The following is a 19,857-nucleotide window of genomic DNA, read 5'->3' on the forward strand; positions in this document are numbered from 1 at the left end:
GCCCCCGATAGCGGTGTGTCATTCAACGAATTTGTTAGCTGATCCACCGTCATCGGGGGCAAGCCCCCTCCCACATTGGATCTCCACTGGAGCTCCAATGTGGGATAAACCCTTACTTCATCTCTACGATGACCTGCTCGTTCCACAGTTGCGGCAGCTTCTTGGAGGTCGCTTCCCAGGCATCGGCATCCTTGATCGGCTGCGGGTTGGCCTTGGTGTACTGCTCGCCCGGGATCAGGTTCTTGGCGATGTCGGCCGGCAGTTTCAGGTCGGTTTCGGCACGGATCGGACGTGCGTTGCCACGCGCCAGGTTGAGTTGGCCGGCGTCGCTGAAGATGTATTCGCGGGTCAGCTTGGCGGCGTTCGGGTGCTTGGCGTATTTGTTGATGATGGTGGTGTAGCCGGATTTCACCGAACCGTCCGATGGGATCAGCACCACGTAGTCATCCGGGTTGGCCATCTTGGCTTTGTAGCTCAGGCCGTTGAAATCCCAGACGATACCCACTTCGACTTCGCCTTTTTCCATGGTGGCGATGGTCGGGTTGGACAGGCCGAGGCGACCTTGCTGGGCGATCTTGGTGAAGAATTGCAGGCCCGGGGCGATGTTCTTTTCATCGCCTTTATTGGCGATGGCGGCGGCGAGTACGGCGTTGGAGGCCTGGGCCGCAGTGCTCACGTCACCCACCGAGACTTTGTATTTGCCGGTTTGCAGGTCAGCCCAACTGGTAGGGACTTCGGAGCCGTGCAGCAGCTTCTTGTTGACGATGAACGCGATGGTGCCGGTGTAGGCCAGGGCCCAGTGACCGTCCTTGTCTTTCGCCCAATCCGGCACCGAAGCCCAGTTGGACGGCTTGTACGGCTGGGTGACTTCCTGCTTCACCGCGATCGGGCCGAAGGCGGCGCCTACGTCGCCGATGTCGGCGCTGGCGTTGTCTTTTTCGGCCTTGAACTTGGCGATTTCCTGGGCCGAGCTCATGTCGGTGTCGATGTGCTTGAGGCCGTAGGTCTTGGCCAGGTCTTCCCAGGTGCCTTTCCAGTTGGCCCAGTCATCGGGCATGCCGACGCTGTTGACGGCACCTTCCGCCTTCGCGGCGGCCTCCAAGGTTTTTAGATCGGTATCAGCGGCCATGGCGGCGGTGCACATGGCAATGGTCGAGCCTAACAGTGATGCCAGGAAAAGCTGTTTCATCCGAAGCTCCTTTGGGCGTTTTCAACGCGGCGGTGTTTTCTACGGTGTTGTTGGTCTAGGTCAGAGCAATACCTGAGCCAATCTAGACGCGATGGATGACAGTTTCATGTCGATGTCGTTTTCATAGCCTTGATGTCGCTCGGCGCAGACTTAGCGTAGACCATGCTCAAGTGCCCGCAGAGACTGGACTTGGCCGATGTATTGCAGGGTGTGGTGCAGGGACGCGGCAGGGACTGTCATCTGTCGGTCATCAGGAGTGCCTAGGCTGGCAAGCAGTCGTGCAAGCCCATTTATGCAGCGGTTTGTGCACCTGAACAGTGCTGGTCTAGTCCAGATAGGTAACGTTGATGCGTGATGAGGCAATCAAGGCGGTGACATCCATCGGCCTGGCGCTGCAAGAGCAGATCGACCACGGCCTGTTGGCGCCTGCAAGCAAGCTGCCCGCCGAGCGCAAGCTCAGCGAGTTGTTTGGTACCACTCGAATTACCGTGCGGGAAGCCTTGTTACAACTGGAGGCCCAAGGGCAGATTTATCGCGAGGAGCGTCGTGGCTGGTTTGTCTCGCCGCCTCGGCTGGCCTACAACCTGATGCAGCGCAGCCACTTTCACGCGATGGTCAACGACCAGGGGCGGGTGGCATCCACCGAAGTGATCAGTGCGCGGCTGCAGCCGGCTTCGGCTGCAGTGTGTGCGTGGTTGCAGCTGCCGGCGTTGTCCAGGGTGATCCAGATCTGTCGGGGGCGGCGGATTGACGGGCGGCTGGTGTTGTATGTGGAGCACTACCTGAACCCGCAGTATTTCCCGGGGATTCTCGAGTGCGACCTGAATCAGTCGATGACCGAGTTGTATGCGCGCAAGTACGACTTGCACTACGGGCGGGTGCGCTTCGAGATCGTGCCGACCTCATTGCCGGTGGAAGCGGCGGCGGCATTGCGCGTGTCGGTGGGCAGCCCGGGCTTGCGGATCGCCCGGGTCAATTATGACCAGCACCAGCGCTTGATCGACTGCGACCTGGAATTCTGGCGGCATGATGCGATTCATGTCGGCGTGGATGTGGTTTAACCCACCAAGGCTCTGTCACTCAGCTATCCGGCGTGAGTGCCTTGATCACCTGGTCCACATTACTCTCCAGCTCCGATACCGGGTCCGCGCCGTCGACGTTCAACACCAGCAGCGTTGAACCGCCTGCCGTGATGGCGGCTTTCACTGCGTCACTCGGCTGGCGATGATGCAGCACCACGGCCACGTCGTTGTCCTTCAGCTCGGCACTGAGCTTCTGTAACGCCTCAGGTGTCCAATCGGCGTCGGGCCGGGCATCGGTGCTGAGCAGTTCCAGATTCAAACTGCTGATCAGATAGGCAAAGTGATCGCTCAAACTGACCACACTCAGGTTGTCCGCCTTGGCCAGTCGCGCCTCGCTGTCGGCGCTGAGCTTGAGCAGGCGTTGCTTGAGGGCGGCCAGGTTGGCGTCGATCTTCGCCTTGGCGCCCGGTGCCAGGCGGCTCAGGTCGGCGGCCAGGACATCGGCCATGCGCCCCAGGTTGTTGCTCGATTGCCACGGCTGGCTGTTCAAGCCATCGGCGACGCCAGGTTGCACGGCGATGCCCGGCAGGCCGCCATCCACCGGGCGTGCCGCATCGATTTCGACGATGCGGATATTGCTGCGCCGTGCCACGGGGTAGAGCGGGTCATCGGCCCACAGCGAGCGCACGCCGATGGCGGCGTCGGCGTCCTGGGCCAGGGTGTTCAGTGCCGGCGCGCCACGGCCGGTGAAGTACGACACCTGCCGCGAGCCCGGCAGGTTGGCCGGCGCCGCGCGCTCGAGCTGCACATCGGTGCCCTTGAGCAGCACCTGCGCCAGGCCATAGGTGATCGGCAGCGAGGCCAGGACTTTCACCGGTTTGGCCGCGTGAGCAGCAGGTTTGCCCACGTCGGCCGCCATCAGCGGCGTGGTGATCAGGCAAGCGATGGCCAGGGCCAGAGGTTGAAGAACGGAGCGCATTATCCAAGGTTCCCTTTAAGGCTGGGCACGGTGCCCCGCGCGACGGCGGCAAGGGCGAAAGCGATACCGGCCATCAGGATGATCGCGGCACCGGAGGGGATGGGCAGGTCGAAGATGATCGGCAACAGGATCCCGCACAGGGTGCTGACGGTGGCGATCACCACCGAGATCCAGAAGAAGCCTTTGAGCGACTGGCTCAGCAAGCGTGCCGCCGCCGCCGGAATCACCAGCAGCGCGCCCACCAGGATGGCGCCGATGACCTTGACTGCCGCCACGGTGATCAGCGTCACCAGGATCACGAACAGGTAGTCCAGGGTCTTCACCGCCACACCACGCACTGCCGCCAATTGCGGGTTGAAGCTGGCGAGCATGATGCGGTTGTACAGCGGCAGCGCCAGGGCCATCACCAGGGCGCCGACAATCGCCAGTACCAGCAGGTCGTTGCCGTTGACCGTGAGCACCGAACCGAACAGCACGTTTTCGAGGATGTGCACGTTGATCTTGCCCGCCAGGATCAGCAGCAGGCTGGCGCCCAATGCCAGGGACACCGACAGGAACACGCCGATCAAGGTATCCGGCGCCAGGCCCGTACTGTTGCGCAGGTAGTTGAGCAGGATGCCGAACAACAGGCAGTAACCGAACAGGCTGCCATAGGGCCCGGTGTAGGGCTCACCCAGCAGGATGCCCACGGCCACGCCGGTCAGTGCGGCATGGCCGACCGCTTCGGAGAAAAACGCAAAGCGCTTGACCACCACCAGCGTGCCCAGCCCGCCCAGTACCGGGCCGATCAGCAGACCGGCGAGCAGGGCGTTGACCACAAAACCATAGGCCAGTGCCTCCGGCAGGTAACCGGATGAGGCCCAGCCCTGGACCATCAGGCGAAACGCTTCATAACTCATGGCGCCGGGCTCCGAGGGTGGGTAGAGAACAGGGTCAGCAGGCGCTCCGGGGTCAGCGCCTCTTTCGGCGTGGCGTCAAACAGCAGGCGGCGGTTCAGGCCGGTGACGCGGTCGGCCAGGCGGCCCACGGCTTCCAGGTCGTGCTCGATCCACAGCACGGTGATCCCGGCCAGGCGCCAGTCATTGAGCAGGCGTTCGAACACCTGGATACCCGCTTCATCGAGGGCCGACATCGGTTCATCCAGTACCAGCAACTGCGGCGCCGGGATCAGTCCCTGGGCCAACAACACCCGCTGGCGCTCACCGCCGGACAGCGCGCCCATTCGCCGCTTGCGCTTGTCCTGCATGCCGACCCGTTCCAGCGCCTCGCCAATCGCGGCGGCGTAATGTTTGGACAACCCCAGGAACGCCGGGCGCCGCTGGCACATGGCGGCCATGAAATCGTCGACCGTCATCGGCAGGCCCCGGTCGAACTCCAGCGCCTGGGGCACATAACCGATGGTGCCGGGCGTGCCCGGCCACTGCAGGCTCAGTTGCCCCTGGTGCGGTGTTTGCCCCAGCAGGGTCTTGATCAGCGAGCTTTTGCCGCCGCCATTCGGCCCCACCAGCGCATGGATGCTGCCCGGCTGCACCTGGAAGCTCACGCCGTCGAGGATCACGGTGCGGCCCAGGGTGAGGGACACCTGGTCGAAGTCGAGGGTCGGGCCGACGCTCGCGACCTTAAGTTGCTGCGCTGCGGTCATGCCCCCGACTCCTGAATCGCCCGTACCACGGTGTTGAGGTTGCCGGTCATTTCCACTTCGTATTTTTCAGCGCTGTATTCGCCGTAGGAAATATGCGACAGCGGGTACAGCTTGACCCCGGATTCACGCTGGATGGTGTCGACGTAAGTGGACGGGAAATCCATCTCCGAGAAGATCACCTTGACGTCCAGGGCGCGCAGTTCGTCGATGGTCTTCTTCAGCTGGCTGGGGCTCGGCTCGATCCCGTGGGCCGGCTCGACCACGGCCGTGACTTCCAGGCCGAACTCGCGCAGCAGGTAATCGTAGGCCGCGTGCACGGTGGCGACACGCAGGTCCGGGTTGGGGGCGCCGGTCAACTTGGCCAGGGCATCGGCACGCATCTGCCGCAGGCGTTTGCCGTAGGCGCGGGCGTTCTGGGTGTAGGTCTTGGCGTTGTCCGGGTCGAGCTTGCCCAGTTCGCGGGCGATGTTGTTGACCTGGGCAATCGACGCACTGATCGACAGGAAGGTGTGCGGGTTGACCACCTTGCCGGCACCGCGCGCGGCGTTGCCGGTGGCCGCCAGCAGCGGCACGTTGGCGTTGGCTTCGATCACCGGGATGTCCGGGCGCTCGCTGGTGGCGATCATGCGGTCGGCGAAATCGTCATGGCCGACGCCGTTGAGCACGATCACATCCAGGGTGCCGATGCGCTTGATGTCTTCGGCACGTGGCTCGTAGGCGTGGGGATTGAAGCCGGCCGGGATCAGCGGCACGACGTCGGCTTTGTCGCCGACGATATTGGCCACGTAGCTGTAATAAGGGTGCAGGGTGATGCCGATACGCAGGCGCTTGGCCGCTTCGGCATTCGCGAGGGGAGCGAGTATCAGGCTGAACAGGCCAACCAGAAACACGCGCAACAGGGGCGATGAAATAGACATGGGCAATCGGTCTTCTCGTTCAGTGACGGTGCTGGCGGGTGACGCCGGCATCGAATTGCGCGACCACCTGCTGCCAGCCGGCTGCGATCAGCGCCTGGTCAGTGAGGTCGGAGGGGGCGGCCAGGTGTGTGCTGCGGTTGAGCCAGATATCCGGCTCGCTGCCCTGCACGCGCATCAGCAGTGAACCGCTGGTGGTCGGGGTCTGGCTCAGTCCCAAGTAGGCCGAATTCGCCAACAACTGCCAGCGATGGTCGCCGCGGCTGACCGAACTGGCGTCCTGGGCAAACGGCGCGAAGCCTTCTTCGGCCAGTTGCTCGGGGGTGGGCAGGGCGCTTTGCTCCTGCTGCAGCAAGTGGATTTCATCCAGCGTGACCCGCAGGTCGGCGTAGATGCCTTGTTCGGCGGCGCTCAGGTCGCGACGGGCATCCAGTTGATGGCGGGGCAGCGCCGCGACTGCTTGGGTTTCACCGTGCAGCGCCACCACGGTTCCCGCCACCGCGAGGATGATCAGGCACAGCAGCAGGACGTAGAGGGTTTCGTGGCCGGCACCGGCGGGGCGAACAACCTGTGTCGTACTCATTGAGGCTGGATATCCGCTTGGTCGATTTCCACCACGTGACCGGGGCCTGCATCAAACAGCACGTAGAACTCGGCGGACGGCTTCTTGAAGGTCAGGGTGGAGTCCTGGCCGAGCTTGCCGGGCACCAGGATGGTTTCGTCATAGCCGATCACATCCAGTGTCACGCCGGGGGCACCGCTGCCGTCGGAGAAACCGCCTTTGCACTGGATCTGCTCGCCGGGGATTTCCTTGCATTCGCACATCGGGTTGTGGGCAAGGACGGTGGTACTGAAAGCGGCGCACAGCAACAGCGCGGCGCGGGACAGGCGCTTGAACGTCATGGTTTGACTCCTTGCTTGTTCAGCCAGGCAATGGTGGCAGGCGAGGCCTGGCTCAGCGGGATGGAACCCTGGTGCATGGTGCCGTCCCAGCCTTCCATGGTGACCCACAGTTCGGCATCGACGGGGGTACGTTCCGGCACGGGCAGGCCGGCACCCATGCGGTACGGGGTGCCGAAGAAGATCACCCCGGCGGCGCGCAGGCTGCGCGGCTTGCCGATGCGCAGGTAGGTGGCCTTGACCTGGTCGGCGCAGGTGGCGCAGAGGGCGGCGTTGAAGAACTTCATCGGGCCGGCCGGGTCGGGGCGTGGGCCTTCGTTGCGGAATTCGGCCAGCGTGAGGCTCCAGGGTCCGACCTGTACGTCGCCGGCCACCCGCTCGCCGATGCCGGTGTCGCCGCGAAACAGCGCGGCATCGGCGAAGTACTTGGGCATGAAACCCAGCGGTACCAGCAACAGCAGGACATTGATGTGAAAACGCCATTTCAGCCAGAAGGCCCGCAACGGTGAAGGCGGGGTAGCGTTGGCGGACTTGCTCATGGGTTGGCCTCCGAGGTTTCAGCCTGCATGGCCGGAGTGGGTGCCGGCGCACGTTGTGTCTTGGCTTCGCGCTTGAGAGCGTTGAGGGTGGCCAGGGCCGTGCGCTTGGTCCAGATCAACAGGCCGCTCAAGACCATCATGCTCAGCACCAGGCCGAAGAACGCCCAGATCAGCTTGATCCAGAGGCCACCGAAGTCGCCGGTGTGCAGGGGGCGCATGGACTCGGTGACGAACTCCAGCTTGGTGCGGTCGGACAGCAGGTGCGACGAGGCGATTTCACCGTCATACGGGTTGATCTGAGCGGTCTGGAACATCAGCGGGTACCAGCCCCGCCCGCCGATTTGCAGGTGGCTGTAGGCATTGAGCGGCAGGCTCACGAAACTCGCCTCCAGCCCCGGGATCCGTTGGGTGGCGATCGCGATCGCCTCATCCACCGGAATCATCGGCGCAGGCACGCCGGGGGCTGAGGTTGGGACTTTTTCGCGGGCGATCACCGGGACGATGGGCTCGCTGGAGATGGAGATCTGGTTGTCACCCAGGATTGCCTGGATCAGGAACCAAGTGCCAGTGATGGAAATCACCGCAATAAACCAGATCGACCAGATACCGCTCAGGCGGTGGAAGTCGCCCCAGAAAATCCGCGCACCGTGGCGGATACGCAGGGTCGGCTTGAAAAAGCCTTTCCAGAAGCGCTTGTACACCACCAGGCCGGTGACCAGTGAGGCCAGCAACGGCAAGCCGAGCAGCGACACCAGGTACCAGCCCCAGCTGAAGCCATTGGTAAACGGCACCAGCCACCAGCCGTGCAGGGCGCGGGTGAACTGACGGAAGTTGAACGACGGGCTGATGCCTTGGATCGCCCCGGTGTACGGATTGACGTAGACCTCTACCGAGCGCCCGTCCGGGTAGCTGAGGTCGACACTCAGGGCAAAGTGCGATTCATCCGGACGACTGAGAGACTGCACGATGACCTGGGGTTCGGCCCGCTTGATGGCGCTGATCACCTGGTCGTAGCTCAGCGGCTCGGCATCATCCGACGGCTTGCTCGCACGGATGTCCGGATTGGCCAGCCACACGATTTCCTGGCTGACCACCGCCAGGGTGCCGGTGACGCAGACAATCAGTACAAAGAACCAGATGGGCAAGGCCAGCCAGCTATGGACGAGAAACCAGAGTTTTGAGCGTGACTTCTTCGACATGTGAAAGAGGGTCTTGATCAGGAGAGGGCGAGGGAGGCCCGGAAAAGGCCAGTCGTAGCTTTTGCTGACGCGACTGGCTGTATCTAAGTTAAGACGGATGAGAATGAGAAATCCCCAAGGTGGATATGAAAGAAAATGTTTCAGGTTCACATCCAGCGGTTTTTTACAGCGTGGGGGTATTCATGAAGTGGGGTTGGAGCCGGCGGACCGGCCCCGGTGCTCAGCCTTGCTTGAACATTTCCATGGCGCGCTGACGGATCTGTTCTTCGCTGAGGTCTTCCTTGCGGGTGGCGAGGTACCAAAGATGACCGTATGGATCCTTCACGCTGCCCGAACGGTCGCCATAGAATCGGTTCTCGGGTTCGGACACCACGCTGGCGCCCGCTGCGACGGCTTGTTTGAACTGTGCGTCTACGTCGTTCACGTACAGATGCAAGGCGACACTGGTGCTTTCAGCCGGATTGCTCAGGGACATCTGATCGCAGGGCGTGCCCAGCATGATCGCCGAGTCACCAATGCGCAGCTCGGCATGGCCGACCCTGCCATCGGGCATGTCCAGGCGCATGATCTGGGTGGCGCCGAAGGCCTTTTTGTAAAACTCGATAGCCTCTGAGGCTTTGTCGATGCCCATATAGGGCGTGACACTGTGATAACCCTCGGGAATGGGTTTAACGCTCATTTCGTTCTCCTTGATTGTGGTTGTGGAGGCACGGCCTCTTCACTATAGGCCACGCCCATCAAGGGCTCCGAGGGCCCCGACGAGGGGGGGCAGCCGGGCTCCAGCAATTGCGCCCCCGGCCCGCGCCCACCGAGCTGGTCATCCGGGTTGCGCAACGGGCACGCGTCCAGCGACAAGCATCCACACCCAATACAGCCGGTGAGTTTGTCCCGCAGCAGCATCAGCTTATGGATGCGCTCATCGAGGTCTTCCCGCCACAGCGCGGACAACCGCTCCCAATCCTGAGCGTTGGGCGTGCGTCCTTCCGGCAACGTCTGCAACGCCTCGCCAATCGTTGCCAGTGGAATTCCCAGGCGTTGGGCGATCTTGATCACCACCACCCGGCGCAGTACATCCCGTGGATAGCGTCGTTGATTGCCGGCATTGCGATGACTCTTGATCAGCCCCTTGGTTTCGTAGAAGTGCAGGGCCGTAACAGCTACACCGCTACGGGCTGCCAGTTGGCCGACGGTGAGCTCTTTGGTAACCATGAATACTCCAATTAAGCGCTTGACCTTGACTTAACTAGAGGTTTTACCCTGCGTGGTATCGAATCACAAGATTCTGCCTACAGAGAAAGGGGAGTGTTCATGCAGGTATCAGAGAAAAATCGCAGTTTCACTCAACTGATCGAGTTTCACATCGAGCCCCAGCAACAAGTGGCGCTGGTGGCGGCCTTGTCCACCCAAAGTGAACGCCTGGCCCAGGGCCATGGCGGCTTTATCAACGCGAGTGTGCAGGTCAGCGAAGACGGGCGGCGGGTGCTCAATTACCTGCAATGGCGCTCCCGCGAGGACGGCGAAGCGGCGTTCCAATGCTTTGAGCACGGCGAGGAAGATTTCTGGACGCTGATTCGCGCCCATCAGGCCACGGCCGTGACCTTTGGTTCGTTCCAGGTACTGCGCAGTTTCGAACGCAGCCATGACAACGCGTTGCACTGTCGCCTAAATGGATAGGTGCAGCATGCGCTCGCCCTGCACGTTTTCTCCAGGGCGACGCTTGTTCACCGCCAACTCGCCGATCTTGATCAGGCGCGTGCGCGTGACGTTGCGGCTCAGGCCCAGCAAGTTGGCGGTGTGCACCTGGTTGTAATGGCTGAAGCGGTAGGCGGCGCGCAATAGCGCGTCTTCAACCTTTTCGTGCAGGGCACCGGCCTGTTCTTCGAAGAGCTTTTGAAACGCGCGCTCCAGCAAGGCTTCGGCGCTGTTGTCGGTGCCGTGCTGGCTGTCGTCCTGGCGCTCGATGCGCATGTTCGACAGGCGCAGGTCGTCGCGTTCGATCACGCCGTTACGGCAGATCAGCAGGGTGTGGTGAATCACGTTTTCCAATTCGCGGATGTTGCCCGGCCAGCTGTAGCTCTTTAGCTTGTGTTCGGCCTCGCGGCTGATGGTGATCGGGCCGTAGCCCAGGCGCTGGCTGTAGGCTTCGATAAAATGCCGGGTCAGCGGCAGGATATCGCCGGGGCGCTCGCGCAGCGGGCTGAGCTCGAGGCTGACGACGTCGAGGCGGTAGTAGAGGTCTTCGCGGAAATGTCCGGCGTTGATGGCCTTTTCCAGTTGCACGTTGGTCGCAGCCAGTACCCGCACATCGATCGGAATGCTCTTGCGCGAGCCCAGGCGCACCACTTCGCGCTCCTGTAGGACGCGCAGCAGCTTGACCTGGATGGGCATCGGCAAATCGCCGATTTCATCGAGGAACAAGGTGCCACCATCGGCCTCTTCGAACCAGCCGGCCTTGGCGCTGAGGGCGCCGGTAAACGCGCCTTTTTCATGGCCGAACAACTCGGCTTCCACCAGGGATTCGGAGAACGCCCCGCAGTTCACCGCCACGAACGGCCGGTTGCGCCGCGCGCTGAGGTTGTGGATGTGGCGCGCCACCAGCTCTTTACCGGTGCCGGTCTCGCCGATGATCAGCACGCTGGCTTCGCTGGGTGCCACTTGCTGGATGTGGTCGAGCAGCGCCTTGGATTTCGGGTCTTCGAAGACCTGGGCCGTGGCGCGGATCGACGTCGCAAGGGCGGGCGAGGGCGGTAAGGTTAGAAGCTGCATGGGCACCTCTTTTTATGAGTAGAACGTCGGAATCGGCAGGGATTGGTTCAACGCCCAGTCCCCCAGTTCGTGGAGCTTGTAATCCACCGGGTCGTGCAGGGTTTGCGTGCGCAGGTTGCGCCAATGACGATCCAGGCGCAGGGATGCGTGGGTGGAGCGCGCGCCGGTGACTTCAAACAGGCGGCTGCACAGGTCCAGGCCTTGGCGGGTGGCGGCGACCTTGGCGGTCGCAATGGCAATCGCCAGTTGACCGCGTTCGTTTTCGCTGAGGTTGGGGCCTTTTGCCCATGCCTGGTCGAGCAGCTCGGCAGCGCGTTCCACCAACAGGCGCACACCCTCCAGGGCCACCCAGAATTCGCCGTAGTGATGCAGTACGTAAGGGTCCTGGCGCACGTCTTCGGTTGAGGACTTGTGCCAGGAACGGGTCTCGGTGAGCGTGTAGTTGCGCGCTTCTTCGAAGGCACCTTCGGCGATGCCGAGGAACATATGGGTGAAGGTCAACTGGGCGATCAGCGGGCGCAGGCAGGCAAAAGGCGTGCTCAGCGGGCCCGGGTCGAGCAGCAATTCCGACTCCTCGACGCGCACCCGTTCGAAGCTGGCGCTGCCGCTGTCGGTCTGGCGCTGGCCGATATTGTTCCAGTCGTTGTGCAGGGTGATGCCGCTGCGCCCGCTGGGAATGGCGGCGATCAGCAGCTTGCCGCCGGCGCTTTCATCCACCGCCGAGGCAATCAGCATTTCCGAGTCGCTGGCGCCGGAGCAGAAGCTCTTCTTGCCGGAGAACTCGCGCCAGCCGCCGAAGTCCTTGACCACGGTGCGTGTGTCCAATGGGTTGAGGGCGTTACCCCAGAACCAGTTTTTGCGCGCGGTCTGTTCGAACCAGGGTTGCCATTGGTCCGGCCGCGAGAACAGGCGCACGGTGGCCAGCATCAGGTGGTGGAAGCCGAAGACGTGGGCAATGGAGCTGTCGACCTTGGCGAACTCGCGCACGATGGCCAGGGTGTCACTCCAGCGGGCGCCGAGGCCGCCGTATTGGGTGGGAATGCTCAGGGCCAGCAGGCCGCTTTGGCGCAGGGCGTCACGTTCGGTCTTGGGGGTGCCACCGCGCTCGTCGCGCTCGACGGCAGTGAGGGCGAATTCGGCGGCCAGCAGTCTGGCGGTCTGCAACGGTGATGGCAGGACGCTATGGGGTTTGGCTGTCACAGGGTTTCCTCTTTATAAGCGGGAACGACCAATGCCGCTCCCGCCGCTGCGCCGATCAGGCCTTGGCTGGCAGAACATCGTTGGCAATCATTTCGCCGAACGGGCCAGTGAGGTTGGTGATGCCGCGTCCGGCCAGGCTGGCATAGGGTTCCGGCAGCAGCGGGAACACCAGCTCGGCAAAGCGATAGGCTTCTTCCAGGTGCGGGTAGCCGGAGAAGATGAAGCTTTCGATGCCCAGGTCGGCGTATTCCTTGATGCGTTCGGCCACTTGCCGGGGGTTGCCCACCAGCGCGGTACCGGCACCGCCGCGTACCAGGCCGACACCGGCCCATAGGTTGGGGGCGATTTCCAGGTTGTCGCGGCGCCCGTCATGCAGGGCGGCCATGCGGCGCTGGCCTTCGGAGTCGAAGCGCGAGAAGGATTTTTGTGCGGCGGCAATGGTTTCGTCGCTGATGTGCTCGATCAGCTTGTCGGCGGCTTTCCACGCGTCCTCTTCGGTCTCGCGCACGATCACGTGCAGACGAATGCCGAACTTCACCGTACGCCCATGGCGGGCAGCGCGTTCACGCACATCCGCGAGTTTTTCGGCGACGGCGGCGGGCGGTTCGCCCCAGGTCAGGTACACATCCACCTGTTCGGCGGCGAGGTCGTGGGCGGCATCCGAGGAACCGCCGAAATACAACGGTGGATAAGGCTTTTGCACCGGTGGGTAAAGCGCCTTGGCGTTCTGTACGCGCAGGTGTTTGCCTTCGAAGTCCACTGATTCGCCCTGCAATACGCGGCGCCAAATTTGCAGGAATTCGTCGGAGACTTCGTAGCGTTCGCTGTGGTCGAGGAAGCTGCCGTCGCCGCGGTTCTCGTCGGGATCACCGCCGGTGACCACATTGATCAGCAAGCGACCGTTGGACAGGCGATCCAGGGTCGCCGCCATGCGCGCAGAAACGGTCGGCGAGATGATGCCCGGGCGAATCGCCACCAGGTAACGCAGGCGCTCGGTCAGCGGCACCAGTGCCGAGGCGATGACCCAGGAGTCTTCGCACGAGCGGCCGGTAGGAATCAACACGCCGTGGTAACCCAGGCTGTCAGCCGCCTGCGCGACTTGCTTCAGATAATTGAGGGTGACCGGCCGTGCACCTTGGGTGGTGCCCAGGTAATGACCGTCGCCATGTGTTGGCAGAAACCAGAAAACATCCATGACCAATCCTTAAGCGATTTTCAGCAGAGAGGGGGAGTGCGCTGCAAACAACGGCGCTGCGCGTTCTGCCGCAAGGCGTATACGGCCCTTCAAGGGCTCACTGGTTATTTGGTAATCGGTGAAGTCGGCCTCGGTGGCGTACACCCCGATCGGCAGGGTCAGGGCCTGGAAGAAGCTGAACAGCGGCCGCAGTTGGTGATCGAGAACCAGCGCGTGGCGCTCGCTGCCGCCGGTGGCTGCGAGTAATACCGGTGTGTCGATCAGGGCGTTGAGGCCAACCAGGTCAAACAGATGCTTGAGCAGGCCAGGGTAGGAACCGCGATAGACCGGTGCGGCGACGATCAGCAGGTCGGCCTGTTCGATGGCCACCAGTTGGGCTTCGACCTCGGCGGGCAACTCATCCCGTGACAGCGCACCACCGAGTGGCCGGGCAATGTCGCCCAGCTCGATCAGGGTGGTCTGGATCGGCAGCAAGGTCGCCAATTCAGCCAGTACGGCTTGGGTCAGCACGAGGGTCCGGGACGGGCGCCAGGTTCCGCCGGAGAGGGCAACGACATTCAGGGGACGGGTCATGAACAGTTCCTTTATCAACAGTGGTTCATAGCAGGTGGAGTGCAACCTGTTGAGCAAGAGCTGTACCAACGGGGGCAGGCCTTGATTGGCGTGGGTTGCAGGTTCACTGCTGAAAAATGCTGCTGTTGTCTGACTGGTGATTTGTTGAATGGCTGTTGCCTGGCAAACAGTTGCGTGGCGAACAGTGCAGTTGCGGTGCAAGTCCTTTATAGAACGTTGCATTTATTCCGTAAATGAACGTATTTCCATATTTATAGAACATAAGGAAATATAAGGGGGTGGCTATCGAGGGGGCTTTGGCGGTTGATAGCGACTATCACGGACGGTGATTTTTCCCTCTGTGAGCTCGGGAGTAGCCTGTGTTCATTGACTCGAAACCTTCTTTCCAGGGCTACCTCCATGAACCGATTTCTTGCTGTTTGCTTAGTGATTGTCAGCGCCGTACTCGCCGGGTGTGCGAACCATCCATCGCCGGAATTGCGTCCCTACACGGCCGAAGAGAGCAAGCAACTGGCCCTGGAAGCGCTGAGCCGTCGTGGCTTGTCGTTTGATGAATATCAACAGCAGCGCGCCGCACTGACCGGCCAGCCACAGAAGCCGTTCGGATTTGATCGCCAGGGCGAAATGAACGCCGAGCGCAACGTGGTTTTGCATGGTCGTCCCAGTTGAATTGGCACTGCGCAGCAAAAAGCCCGAGGCTTCCCTTGAAGGAACCTCGGGCTTTTTGTTTGCCATGGCACGACTTCAGCCTGTTAAGCTGAATTTCAGGAGCGTTCCTACGCACATTTACTTAAAGTTGTCCTTCTTTAATGGCATTCGATCCGGTAAACCTGACGACCTCTGTTCCGGCCGATGCCCCTGAGACGCTGCTCTCGGGAACCTGCTCTGCGAGTCTTGACTGTCATGAATAAACGTCCGCTGTATTTCGACTACGCCGCTACCACCCCGGTGGACGAACGCGTCATCCAGGTGATGGTCGAGTGTCTGGGCTTCAATGCCAATTTCGGTAACCCCGCGTCCAGTTCCCATGCGTTCGGCCAGGCGGCCCGGCAAACGGTTGAACAGGCGCGTCGCCAGGTGGCCGAACTGGTCGGCGCAGAGCCTGAACAGATCGTCTGGACCTCCGGCGCTACTGAGTCCAATAACCTCGCGATCAAGGGCGTTGCCCAGGCGCGTGGCGTGGCGGGCGGGCATATCATCACCAGCCAGATTGAACACAAGGCCACGCTGGACACCGCGCGACAGCTTCAGGAAGCCGGTGTGGCCGTGACTTACCTGGTGCCGGACGCCGACGGATTGATCAGCGCCGAGGCCGTCAGCGAAGCATTGCGTGAAGATACCTTTCTGGTATCGCTGATGCTGGTGAATAACGAACTGGGCACCCTCAATGACATCCCCGCCATCGGCGCACGTGTGCGTGAGCATGGCGCGTTGTTGCATGTCGACGCGGCGCAGGGCGCGGGCAAGGTGGCGATCGACCTGGCGCAGTGGCCGGTGGATTTGATGTCGTTTTCCGCGCACAAGCTGTATGGCCCCAAGGGGATTGGCGCGCTGTATGTCGGCCCTCGGGCGCAACAGAAAGTGTCGGCACAGATTCATGGTGGCGGCCACGAGGGGGGCTTGCGCTCCGGTACCCTGGCTACCCATCAGATTGCGGGCATGGGCGCGGCGTTCGCTCTGGCGGCGGCGTCTTTTGCGCAGGAGAAGGCTGTCATTATGACCTTGCGTCAGCGCCTGCTGGAGCAGTTGGATACGCTCGGTGGCGTGCGCCTCAATGGCAGCCCTGCGCAGCGCATTCCTCACACCCTCAGCCTTACGTTCAGCGAAGGTGAATTCGACGCTGCTGCGTTGAGCGCGGGCATCGCCTTTTCGGCGACCTCGGCATGCAACTCCGCCAGCAACGCGCCTTCCCACGTGCTGCTTGCGTTGGGCCTTGACGCACGTTCTGCCGGCCGCACCATACGTTTGAGCCTGGGCCGGTTTACCACCGAGCAGGACATCGACCAGGCCGTGCAATTGATCAGGGCCGCACTGGCCAGTGCACCGGCGTTCTGGGCCGTCTGATTTTCACATAACAATTATTAGTGGTTAGCAGGAGACACAATGAGTACGCAGCCCTTGACCCATGGAACGGTTCCCCAGCGCCTGGCGCACACCCGCGAACTGATGCGCCGCGAGGGCATTCACGCCCTGCTGGTGCCGTCGGCTGATCCGCATTTGTCCGAATACCTGCCGGGTTACTGGCAGGGGCGCCAATGGTTGTCGGGGTTCCATGGTTCGGTAGGCACGCTGATTGTCACTGCGGATTTCGCCGGTGTCTGGGCCGACAGCCGTTACTGGGAACAGGCGACCAAGGAGCTCAAGGGCAGTGGCATTGAATTGGTCAAGCTGCAACCGGGCCAACCCGGGCCGCTGGAGTGGCTGGCTGAGCAGACGCCGGAAGGCGGTGTGGTGGCGGTGGACGGTGCGGTGATGGCTGTCGCGTCGTCGCGCACCTTGGGCGCGAGGCTGGCAGAGCGCGGCGCGCGCCTGCGGACTGATATCGACGTACTCGATGTGGTTTGGAAAGACCGTCCGAGCCTGCCGAGCCAGCCGATCTATCAGCATCTGCCACCGCAAGCGACCGTGAGCCGTGGCGATAAACTTGCTGCGCTGCGCGCCAGTTTGAAGGAGAAGGGCGCCGACTGGCACTTCATCGCCACCCTGGATGACATCGCCTGGCTGTTCAACCTGCGTGGCGGCGATGTTTCGTTTAATCCGGTGTTTGTGTCGTTTGCGTTGATCAATCAACAACAGGCCACGTTGTTTGTGGCGCTGAGTAAAGTCGACGCGGACCTGCGCGCGGTGCTTGCGCAGGATGGTGTGACGTTGCGCGACTACAGCGACGTGGCGGATGCACTGCATGCGGTGCCATCGGGCGCCAGCATGCAGGTTGACCCGGCCCGCGTTACTGCCGGTCTGCTGGAAAACCTGAATGCCGGCGTCAAGCTGATCGAAGGGCTGAACCCGACCACGCTGGCCAAATCCCGCAAAAGCCTGGCGGACGCGGAGCACATCCGCCGCGCCATGGAACAGGACGGCGCGGCGCTGTGCGAATTCTTCGCCTGGCTGGACAGTGCACTCGGACGTGAACGCATCACTGAATTGACCATCGATGAACACCTGACGGCTGCGCGCACCCGTCGCCCCGATTATGTGTCGCTGAGTTTCAATACCATCGCAGCGTTCAATGCCAATGGGGCCATGCCGCATTACCACGCCACCGAAGAAGAGCATGCGGTGATCGAAGGCGATGGCTTGCTGCTGATCGACTCGGGTGGCCAGTATTTGGGTGGCACCACGGATATCACGCGGATGGTGCCTATCGGTACGCCGAGCGACGAACAGAAACGTGACTGCACCCGTGTGCTGAAGGGCGTGATTGCACTGTCACGTGCGCATTTCCCCAAGGGGATTTTGTCGCCGCTGCTGGATTCCATTGCCCGCGCGCCGATCTGGGCTGAAGGCGTGGACTACGGCCACGGTACCGGGCACGGCGTAGGTTATTTCCTCAATGTGCATGAAGGCCCACAAGTGATTGCCTACCAGGCCGCCACTGCGCCGCAAACCGCGATGCAGCCAGGGATGATCACCTCCATCGAGCCGGGCACCTACCGCCCTGGACGTTGGGGCGTGCGTATCGAGAACCTGGTATTGAACCGCGAGGCAGGCAAGACCGAGTTTGGTGAGTTTCTCTCGTTTGAAACCCTGACCTTGTGCCCGATCGACACCCGTTGCCTGGAGCCGTCGCTGCTCACCGCGGATGAGCGCGAATGGTTCAATGCGTACCACGCCGAGGTGCGTGAACGCCTGAGCCCGCTGCTCAGCGGTGCTGCGTTGGCGTGGTTGCAGGTGCGTACGACGGCTATTTGACCGGGTGCAAAAATCAGGAGCTGCAATAATTCAGTTGCAGCGCCGCGAAGGGACGGCGTTATATCAGGCATGTGTATGAGCAGTCGCTGGTGACTGCTCGGAGGAGATCACTTGCAGATGACGATCATGCTGCGGCTGGTATAGCCGGCAGGGTTTAGGCCGAAGGGATAGTCCCCTGGTTCCTCGGAATTGTCACCGGACTTGGCGATAACCCGGTAGCCTTTGGCGCCACAAGAGTTGGTTGCACTGGTGTAGCACTGGTCCCAGGAAGAAGACAGGCCGGAACAGTTGATATGCAGCCCTTTTTTGCCGCGTTTTACTTCTGTCTTGGTAGTCGCGGCGCAGCCAGCAATAGCCACGACCATTAACAGTATCAAAATTCGCTTCATTCCTATCCTTAATAGCCACTTCATAATGCTTGAAGCCGGCTCTACTCGCTCTCGAGTGTAGCGTTCGTGCTGTCCTTGTCGAAAAACTCCATGAATGACATTCGTTTGCAGTTTAAACATGGCCTAAATACGCGGCAAATACCAGAGCAACTTTCAAAGATGATTCAATCCGCCGGAACCAGTGGCTTGGAGTCATTGCGCATCGTCAGTGTCGCGCCTACCGAGGCCATGATAATGCAACTTATGGCCAGCCATTGCGGTAGGGATAGGTGCTCCTGCAGGAAGAAAAGTCCTGAGAGTGCACCGAAAGCAGGCTCAATGCTCATCAGTGTTCCGAAGGTGCGGGCGGGGAGGCGTGTCAGCGCTACCATCTCCAGGGTGTACGGAAGTGCCGTGGACAGGATCGCGACACCGATGGCGACTGGAATCAATGCCGGGGTCAGTAATGCGGTGCCGGCATGGACGATACCGATGGGCGCCACAAACAGGGCAGCGATCATTACGCCGAGGGCGGCGGTCTGGACGCCGTTGTCGTTGCCTGCTTTCTGACCGAACAGAATGTAGAGTGCCCAGCAAGCCCCCGCCCCCAAAGCATAGGTCGCGCCGACCAGGTCGATTCCGCTGCTGGCTTCCCCCATGGGAATCAACAGGAGCAGGCCGATGATCGCGAGTGCTATCCACAGGAAGTCTACCGCTCGGCGCGACGCGTAGATCGCGACGGCGAGCGGTCCGGTGAATTCCAGGGCTACGGCAATGCCCAAGGGAACGCTGCGCAAGGACATATAGAAGAGGAAATTCATGCCGCCCAAGGCCATGCCGTAAACGACCACGGTGCGCAGGGATTTTGCGGTCAGCCTGGCGCGCCATGGTCGCAGGATGAGCAACATGATTACGCTGGCGAAGATCAGGCGCAGGGTTGTGGTGCCCTGGGCGCCGACAATCGGGAACATGCTCTTGGCCAGTGAGGCTCCGGACTGGATGGAGGCCATGGCGATCAACAGCAGGCCGACAGGAAACAATGCCGAGGCCAAGCTGCGGGGGGAGGTGGTCATTGGGGCGTTCGTCCGAGGTCATATTCGAGAATCAGGGGCTGCTATGATGCTTAATCGTTCGGCTTTGAGCAATATATTGCTCAATTCGACAGAGAGACCTTCTCTATATAGAGGGATTTGAAGGTTGGCAGGCACTTTGATAGAAAAACCAAATTAAGTGTTGACGGCAGATCCTGGAAGTCTATAATTCGCCCCACTTCCGGCGCAGTCGAAACGTAAAACTCCTTGGTAAACAATGAGTTATGCAGAATAAAGCAGCGGATTGCTTCAGTTCATCGAAGCCCAGAAGGAGTTGGTAGAGTCGTGTTGTTTGGCGCTATTAACGATTCGATCTTCTCGGTCGAAAGCGCAGAAAAAGAGGTGTTGACAGCAGCGTGTAACGCTGT

The 19,857-nt window shown here is 61.5% G+C and carries 21 protein-coding genes and 1 pseudogene; 5 read left to right on the forward strand and 17 right to left on the reverse strand.

What is annotated here, in order from left to right:
• Window positions 1-112 precede the first annotated feature (112 nt).
• Entirely contained in the window at window positions 113-1,189 is a 1,077-nt protein-coding gene (locus C8K58_RS31250) for an ABC transporter substrate-binding protein (protein WP_027607118.1), read from the reverse strand.
• A gap of 347 nt (window positions 1,190-1,536) precedes the next feature.
• Here C8K58_RS31250 and C8K58_RS31255 point away from each other — a divergent pair, with 347 nt between their 5' ends.
• Window positions 1,537-2,250, forward strand: a complete 714-nt coding sequence (locus C8K58_RS31255; protein WP_092358571.1) for a UTRA domain-containing protein — start codon at window positions 1,537-1,539, stop codon at window positions 2,248-2,250.
• 19 nt (window positions 2,251-2,269) lie between these two features.
• On the opposite strand, the gene C8K58_RS31260 is transcribed toward C8K58_RS31255, so the two are convergent.
• The 10 genes and pseudogenes from C8K58_RS31260 to soxR all read right to left on the reverse strand — a co-directional run.
• Window positions 2,270-3,190, reverse strand: coding sequence for a metal ABC transporter solute-binding protein, Zn/Mn family (locus tag C8K58_RS31260; protein WP_092358573.1), 921 nt, complete (start codon window positions 3,188-3,190; stop codon window positions 2,270-2,272).
• Window positions 3,190-4,089 carry a metal ABC transporter permease gene (locus C8K58_RS31265; protein WP_092358575.1) on the reverse strand — a complete coding sequence of 300 codons (900 nt, stop codon included), beginning with the start codon at window positions 4,087-4,089 and terminating at the stop codon, window positions 3,190-3,192. Before C8K58_RS31265 ends, C8K58_RS31260 begins: the two co-directional genes overlap by 1 nt.
• A complete protein-coding gene (locus tag C8K58_RS31270; RefSeq protein WP_027607122.1) occupies window positions 4,086-4,832 on the reverse strand; it encodes a metal ABC transporter ATP-binding protein in 747 nt (248 codons plus the stop codon). Before C8K58_RS31270 ends, C8K58_RS31265 begins: the two co-directional genes overlap by 4 nt.
• Window positions 4,829-5,749 carry a metal ABC transporter substrate-binding protein gene (locus C8K58_RS31275; RefSeq protein ID WP_027607123.1) on the reverse strand — a complete coding sequence of 307 codons (921 nt, stop codon included), beginning with the start codon at window positions 5,747-5,749 and terminating at the stop codon, window positions 4,829-4,831. The genes C8K58_RS31270 and C8K58_RS31275 overlap by 4 nt, the downstream gene beginning before the upstream one ends.
• Before the next feature lie 19 nt (window positions 5,750-5,768).
• Window positions 5,769-6,329 carry a DUF6162 family protein gene (locus C8K58_RS31280; protein ID WP_092358577.1) on the reverse strand — a complete coding sequence of 187 codons (561 nt, stop codon included), beginning with the start codon at window positions 6,327-6,329 and terminating at the stop codon, window positions 5,769-5,771.
• A complete protein-coding gene (locus C8K58_RS31285; RefSeq protein ID WP_027607125.1) occupies window positions 6,326-6,649 on the reverse strand; it encodes a hypothetical protein in 324 nt (107 codons plus the stop codon). The genes C8K58_RS31280 and C8K58_RS31285 overlap by 4 nt, the downstream gene beginning before the upstream one ends.
• Complete coding sequence (locus C8K58_RS31290) at window positions 6,646-7,185, reverse strand: hypothetical protein (protein WP_027607126.1); 540 nt, start codon at window positions 7,183-7,185, stop codon at window positions 6,646-6,648. The genes C8K58_RS31285 and C8K58_RS31290 overlap by 4 nt, the downstream gene beginning before the upstream one ends.
• On the reverse strand, window positions 7,182-8,384 hold the full coding sequence (locus C8K58_RS31295; protein ID WP_027607127.1) for a PepSY domain-containing protein: 1,203 nt from the start codon (window positions 8,382-8,384) through the stop codon (window positions 7,182-7,184). The genes C8K58_RS31290 and C8K58_RS31295 overlap by 4 nt, the downstream gene beginning before the upstream one ends.
• A gap of 220 nt (window positions 8,385-8,604) precedes the next feature.
• Window positions 8,605-9,063, reverse strand: a complete 459-nt coding sequence (locus C8K58_RS31300) for a VOC family protein (RefSeq protein ID WP_098480076.1) — start codon at window positions 9,061-9,063, stop codon at window positions 8,605-8,607.
• 95 nt (window positions 9,064-9,158) lie between these two features.
• Window positions 9,159-9,593: pseudogene (gene soxR / locus C8K58_RS31305) on the reverse strand (redox-sensitive transcriptional activator SoxR); the annotation flags it as partial.
• Window positions 9,594-9,692: 99 nt separating this feature from the next.
• On the opposite strand from soxR, the gene C8K58_RS31310 reads away from it, so the two are divergent.
• Window positions 9,693-10,058: an antibiotic biosynthesis monooxygenase gene (locus tag C8K58_RS31310; protein ID WP_065924540.1), complete on the forward strand. Its 366-nt coding sequence runs from the start codon at window positions 9,693-9,695 to the stop codon at window positions 10,056-10,058.
• On the opposite strand, the gene C8K58_RS31315 is transcribed toward C8K58_RS31310, so the two are convergent.
• The 4 genes from C8K58_RS31315 to msuE are packed head-to-tail and all read right to left on the reverse strand — an operon-like array spanning window position 10,047 to window position 14,118.
• Complete coding sequence (locus C8K58_RS31315) at window positions 10,047-11,150, reverse strand: sigma-54-dependent Fis family transcriptional regulator (RefSeq protein ID WP_092358583.1); 1,104 nt, start codon at window positions 11,148-11,150, stop codon at window positions 10,047-10,049. The genes C8K58_RS31310 and C8K58_RS31315 overlap by 12 nt on opposite strands.
• Window positions 11,151-11,162: 12 nt before the next feature.
• A complete protein-coding gene (locus tag C8K58_RS31320; protein WP_065924542.1) occupies window positions 11,163-12,350 on the reverse strand; it encodes an acyl-CoA dehydrogenase family protein in 1,188 nt (395 codons plus the stop codon).
• 55 nt (window positions 12,351-12,405) lie between these two features.
• The gene (ssuD, locus tag C8K58_RS31325; protein ID WP_027607133.1) at window positions 12,406-13,545 is read right to left on the reverse strand and encodes an FMNH2-dependent alkanesulfonate monooxygenase; all 1,140 of its coding nucleotides are present in this window, start codon (window positions 13,543-13,545) and stop codon (window positions 12,406-12,408) included.
• Between the two features lie 9 nt (window positions 13,546-13,554).
• A complete protein-coding gene (gene msuE, locus C8K58_RS31330) occupies window positions 13,555-14,118 on the reverse strand; it encodes an FMN reductase (RefSeq protein ID WP_027607134.1) in 564 nt (187 codons plus the stop codon).
• Between the two features lie 399 nt (window positions 14,119-14,517).
• On the opposite strand from msuE, the gene C8K58_RS31335 reads away from it, so the two are divergent.
• From C8K58_RS31335 to C8K58_RS31345, 3 genes are all read left to right on the forward strand, one after another.
• Entirely contained in the window at window positions 14,518-14,787 is a 270-nt protein-coding gene (locus C8K58_RS31335) for a hypothetical protein (RefSeq protein WP_027607135.1), read from the forward strand.
• Window positions 14,788-15,021: 234 nt separating this feature from the next.
• The gene (locus C8K58_RS31340; RefSeq protein ID WP_108574874.1) at window positions 15,022-16,182 is read left to right on the forward strand and encodes a cysteine desulfurase family protein; all 1,161 of its coding nucleotides are present in this window, start codon (window positions 15,022-15,024) and stop codon (window positions 16,180-16,182) included.
• A 39-nt stretch (window positions 16,183-16,221) separates the two neighbouring features.
• Window positions 16,222-18,030, forward strand: coding sequence for an aminopeptidase P family protein (locus C8K58_RS31345; RefSeq protein WP_098480080.1), 1,809 nt, complete (start codon window positions 16,222-16,224; stop codon window positions 18,028-18,030).
• A 107-nt stretch (window positions 18,031-18,137) separates the two neighbouring features.
• Here C8K58_RS31345 and C8K58_RS31350 read toward each other — a convergent pair whose 3' ends face one another.
• Window positions 18,138-18,419, reverse strand: coding sequence for a hypothetical protein (locus C8K58_RS31350; RefSeq protein WP_027607138.1), 282 nt, complete (start codon window positions 18,417-18,419; stop codon window positions 18,138-18,140).
• Between the two features lie 164 nt (window positions 18,420-18,583).
• On the reverse strand, window positions 18,584-19,471 hold the full coding sequence (gene rhtA / locus C8K58_RS31355) for a threonine/homoserine exporter RhtA (protein WP_027607139.1): 888 nt from the start codon (window positions 19,469-19,471) through the stop codon (window positions 18,584-18,586).
• Window positions 19,472-19,857: the final 386 nt, after the last annotated feature.

It is taken from the genome of Pseudomonas sp. GV047, assembly GCF_003058245.1.
Classification (GTDB): Bacteria; Pseudomonadota; Gammaproteobacteria; order Pseudomonadales; family Pseudomonadaceae; genus Aquipseudomonas; species Aquipseudomonas marginalis.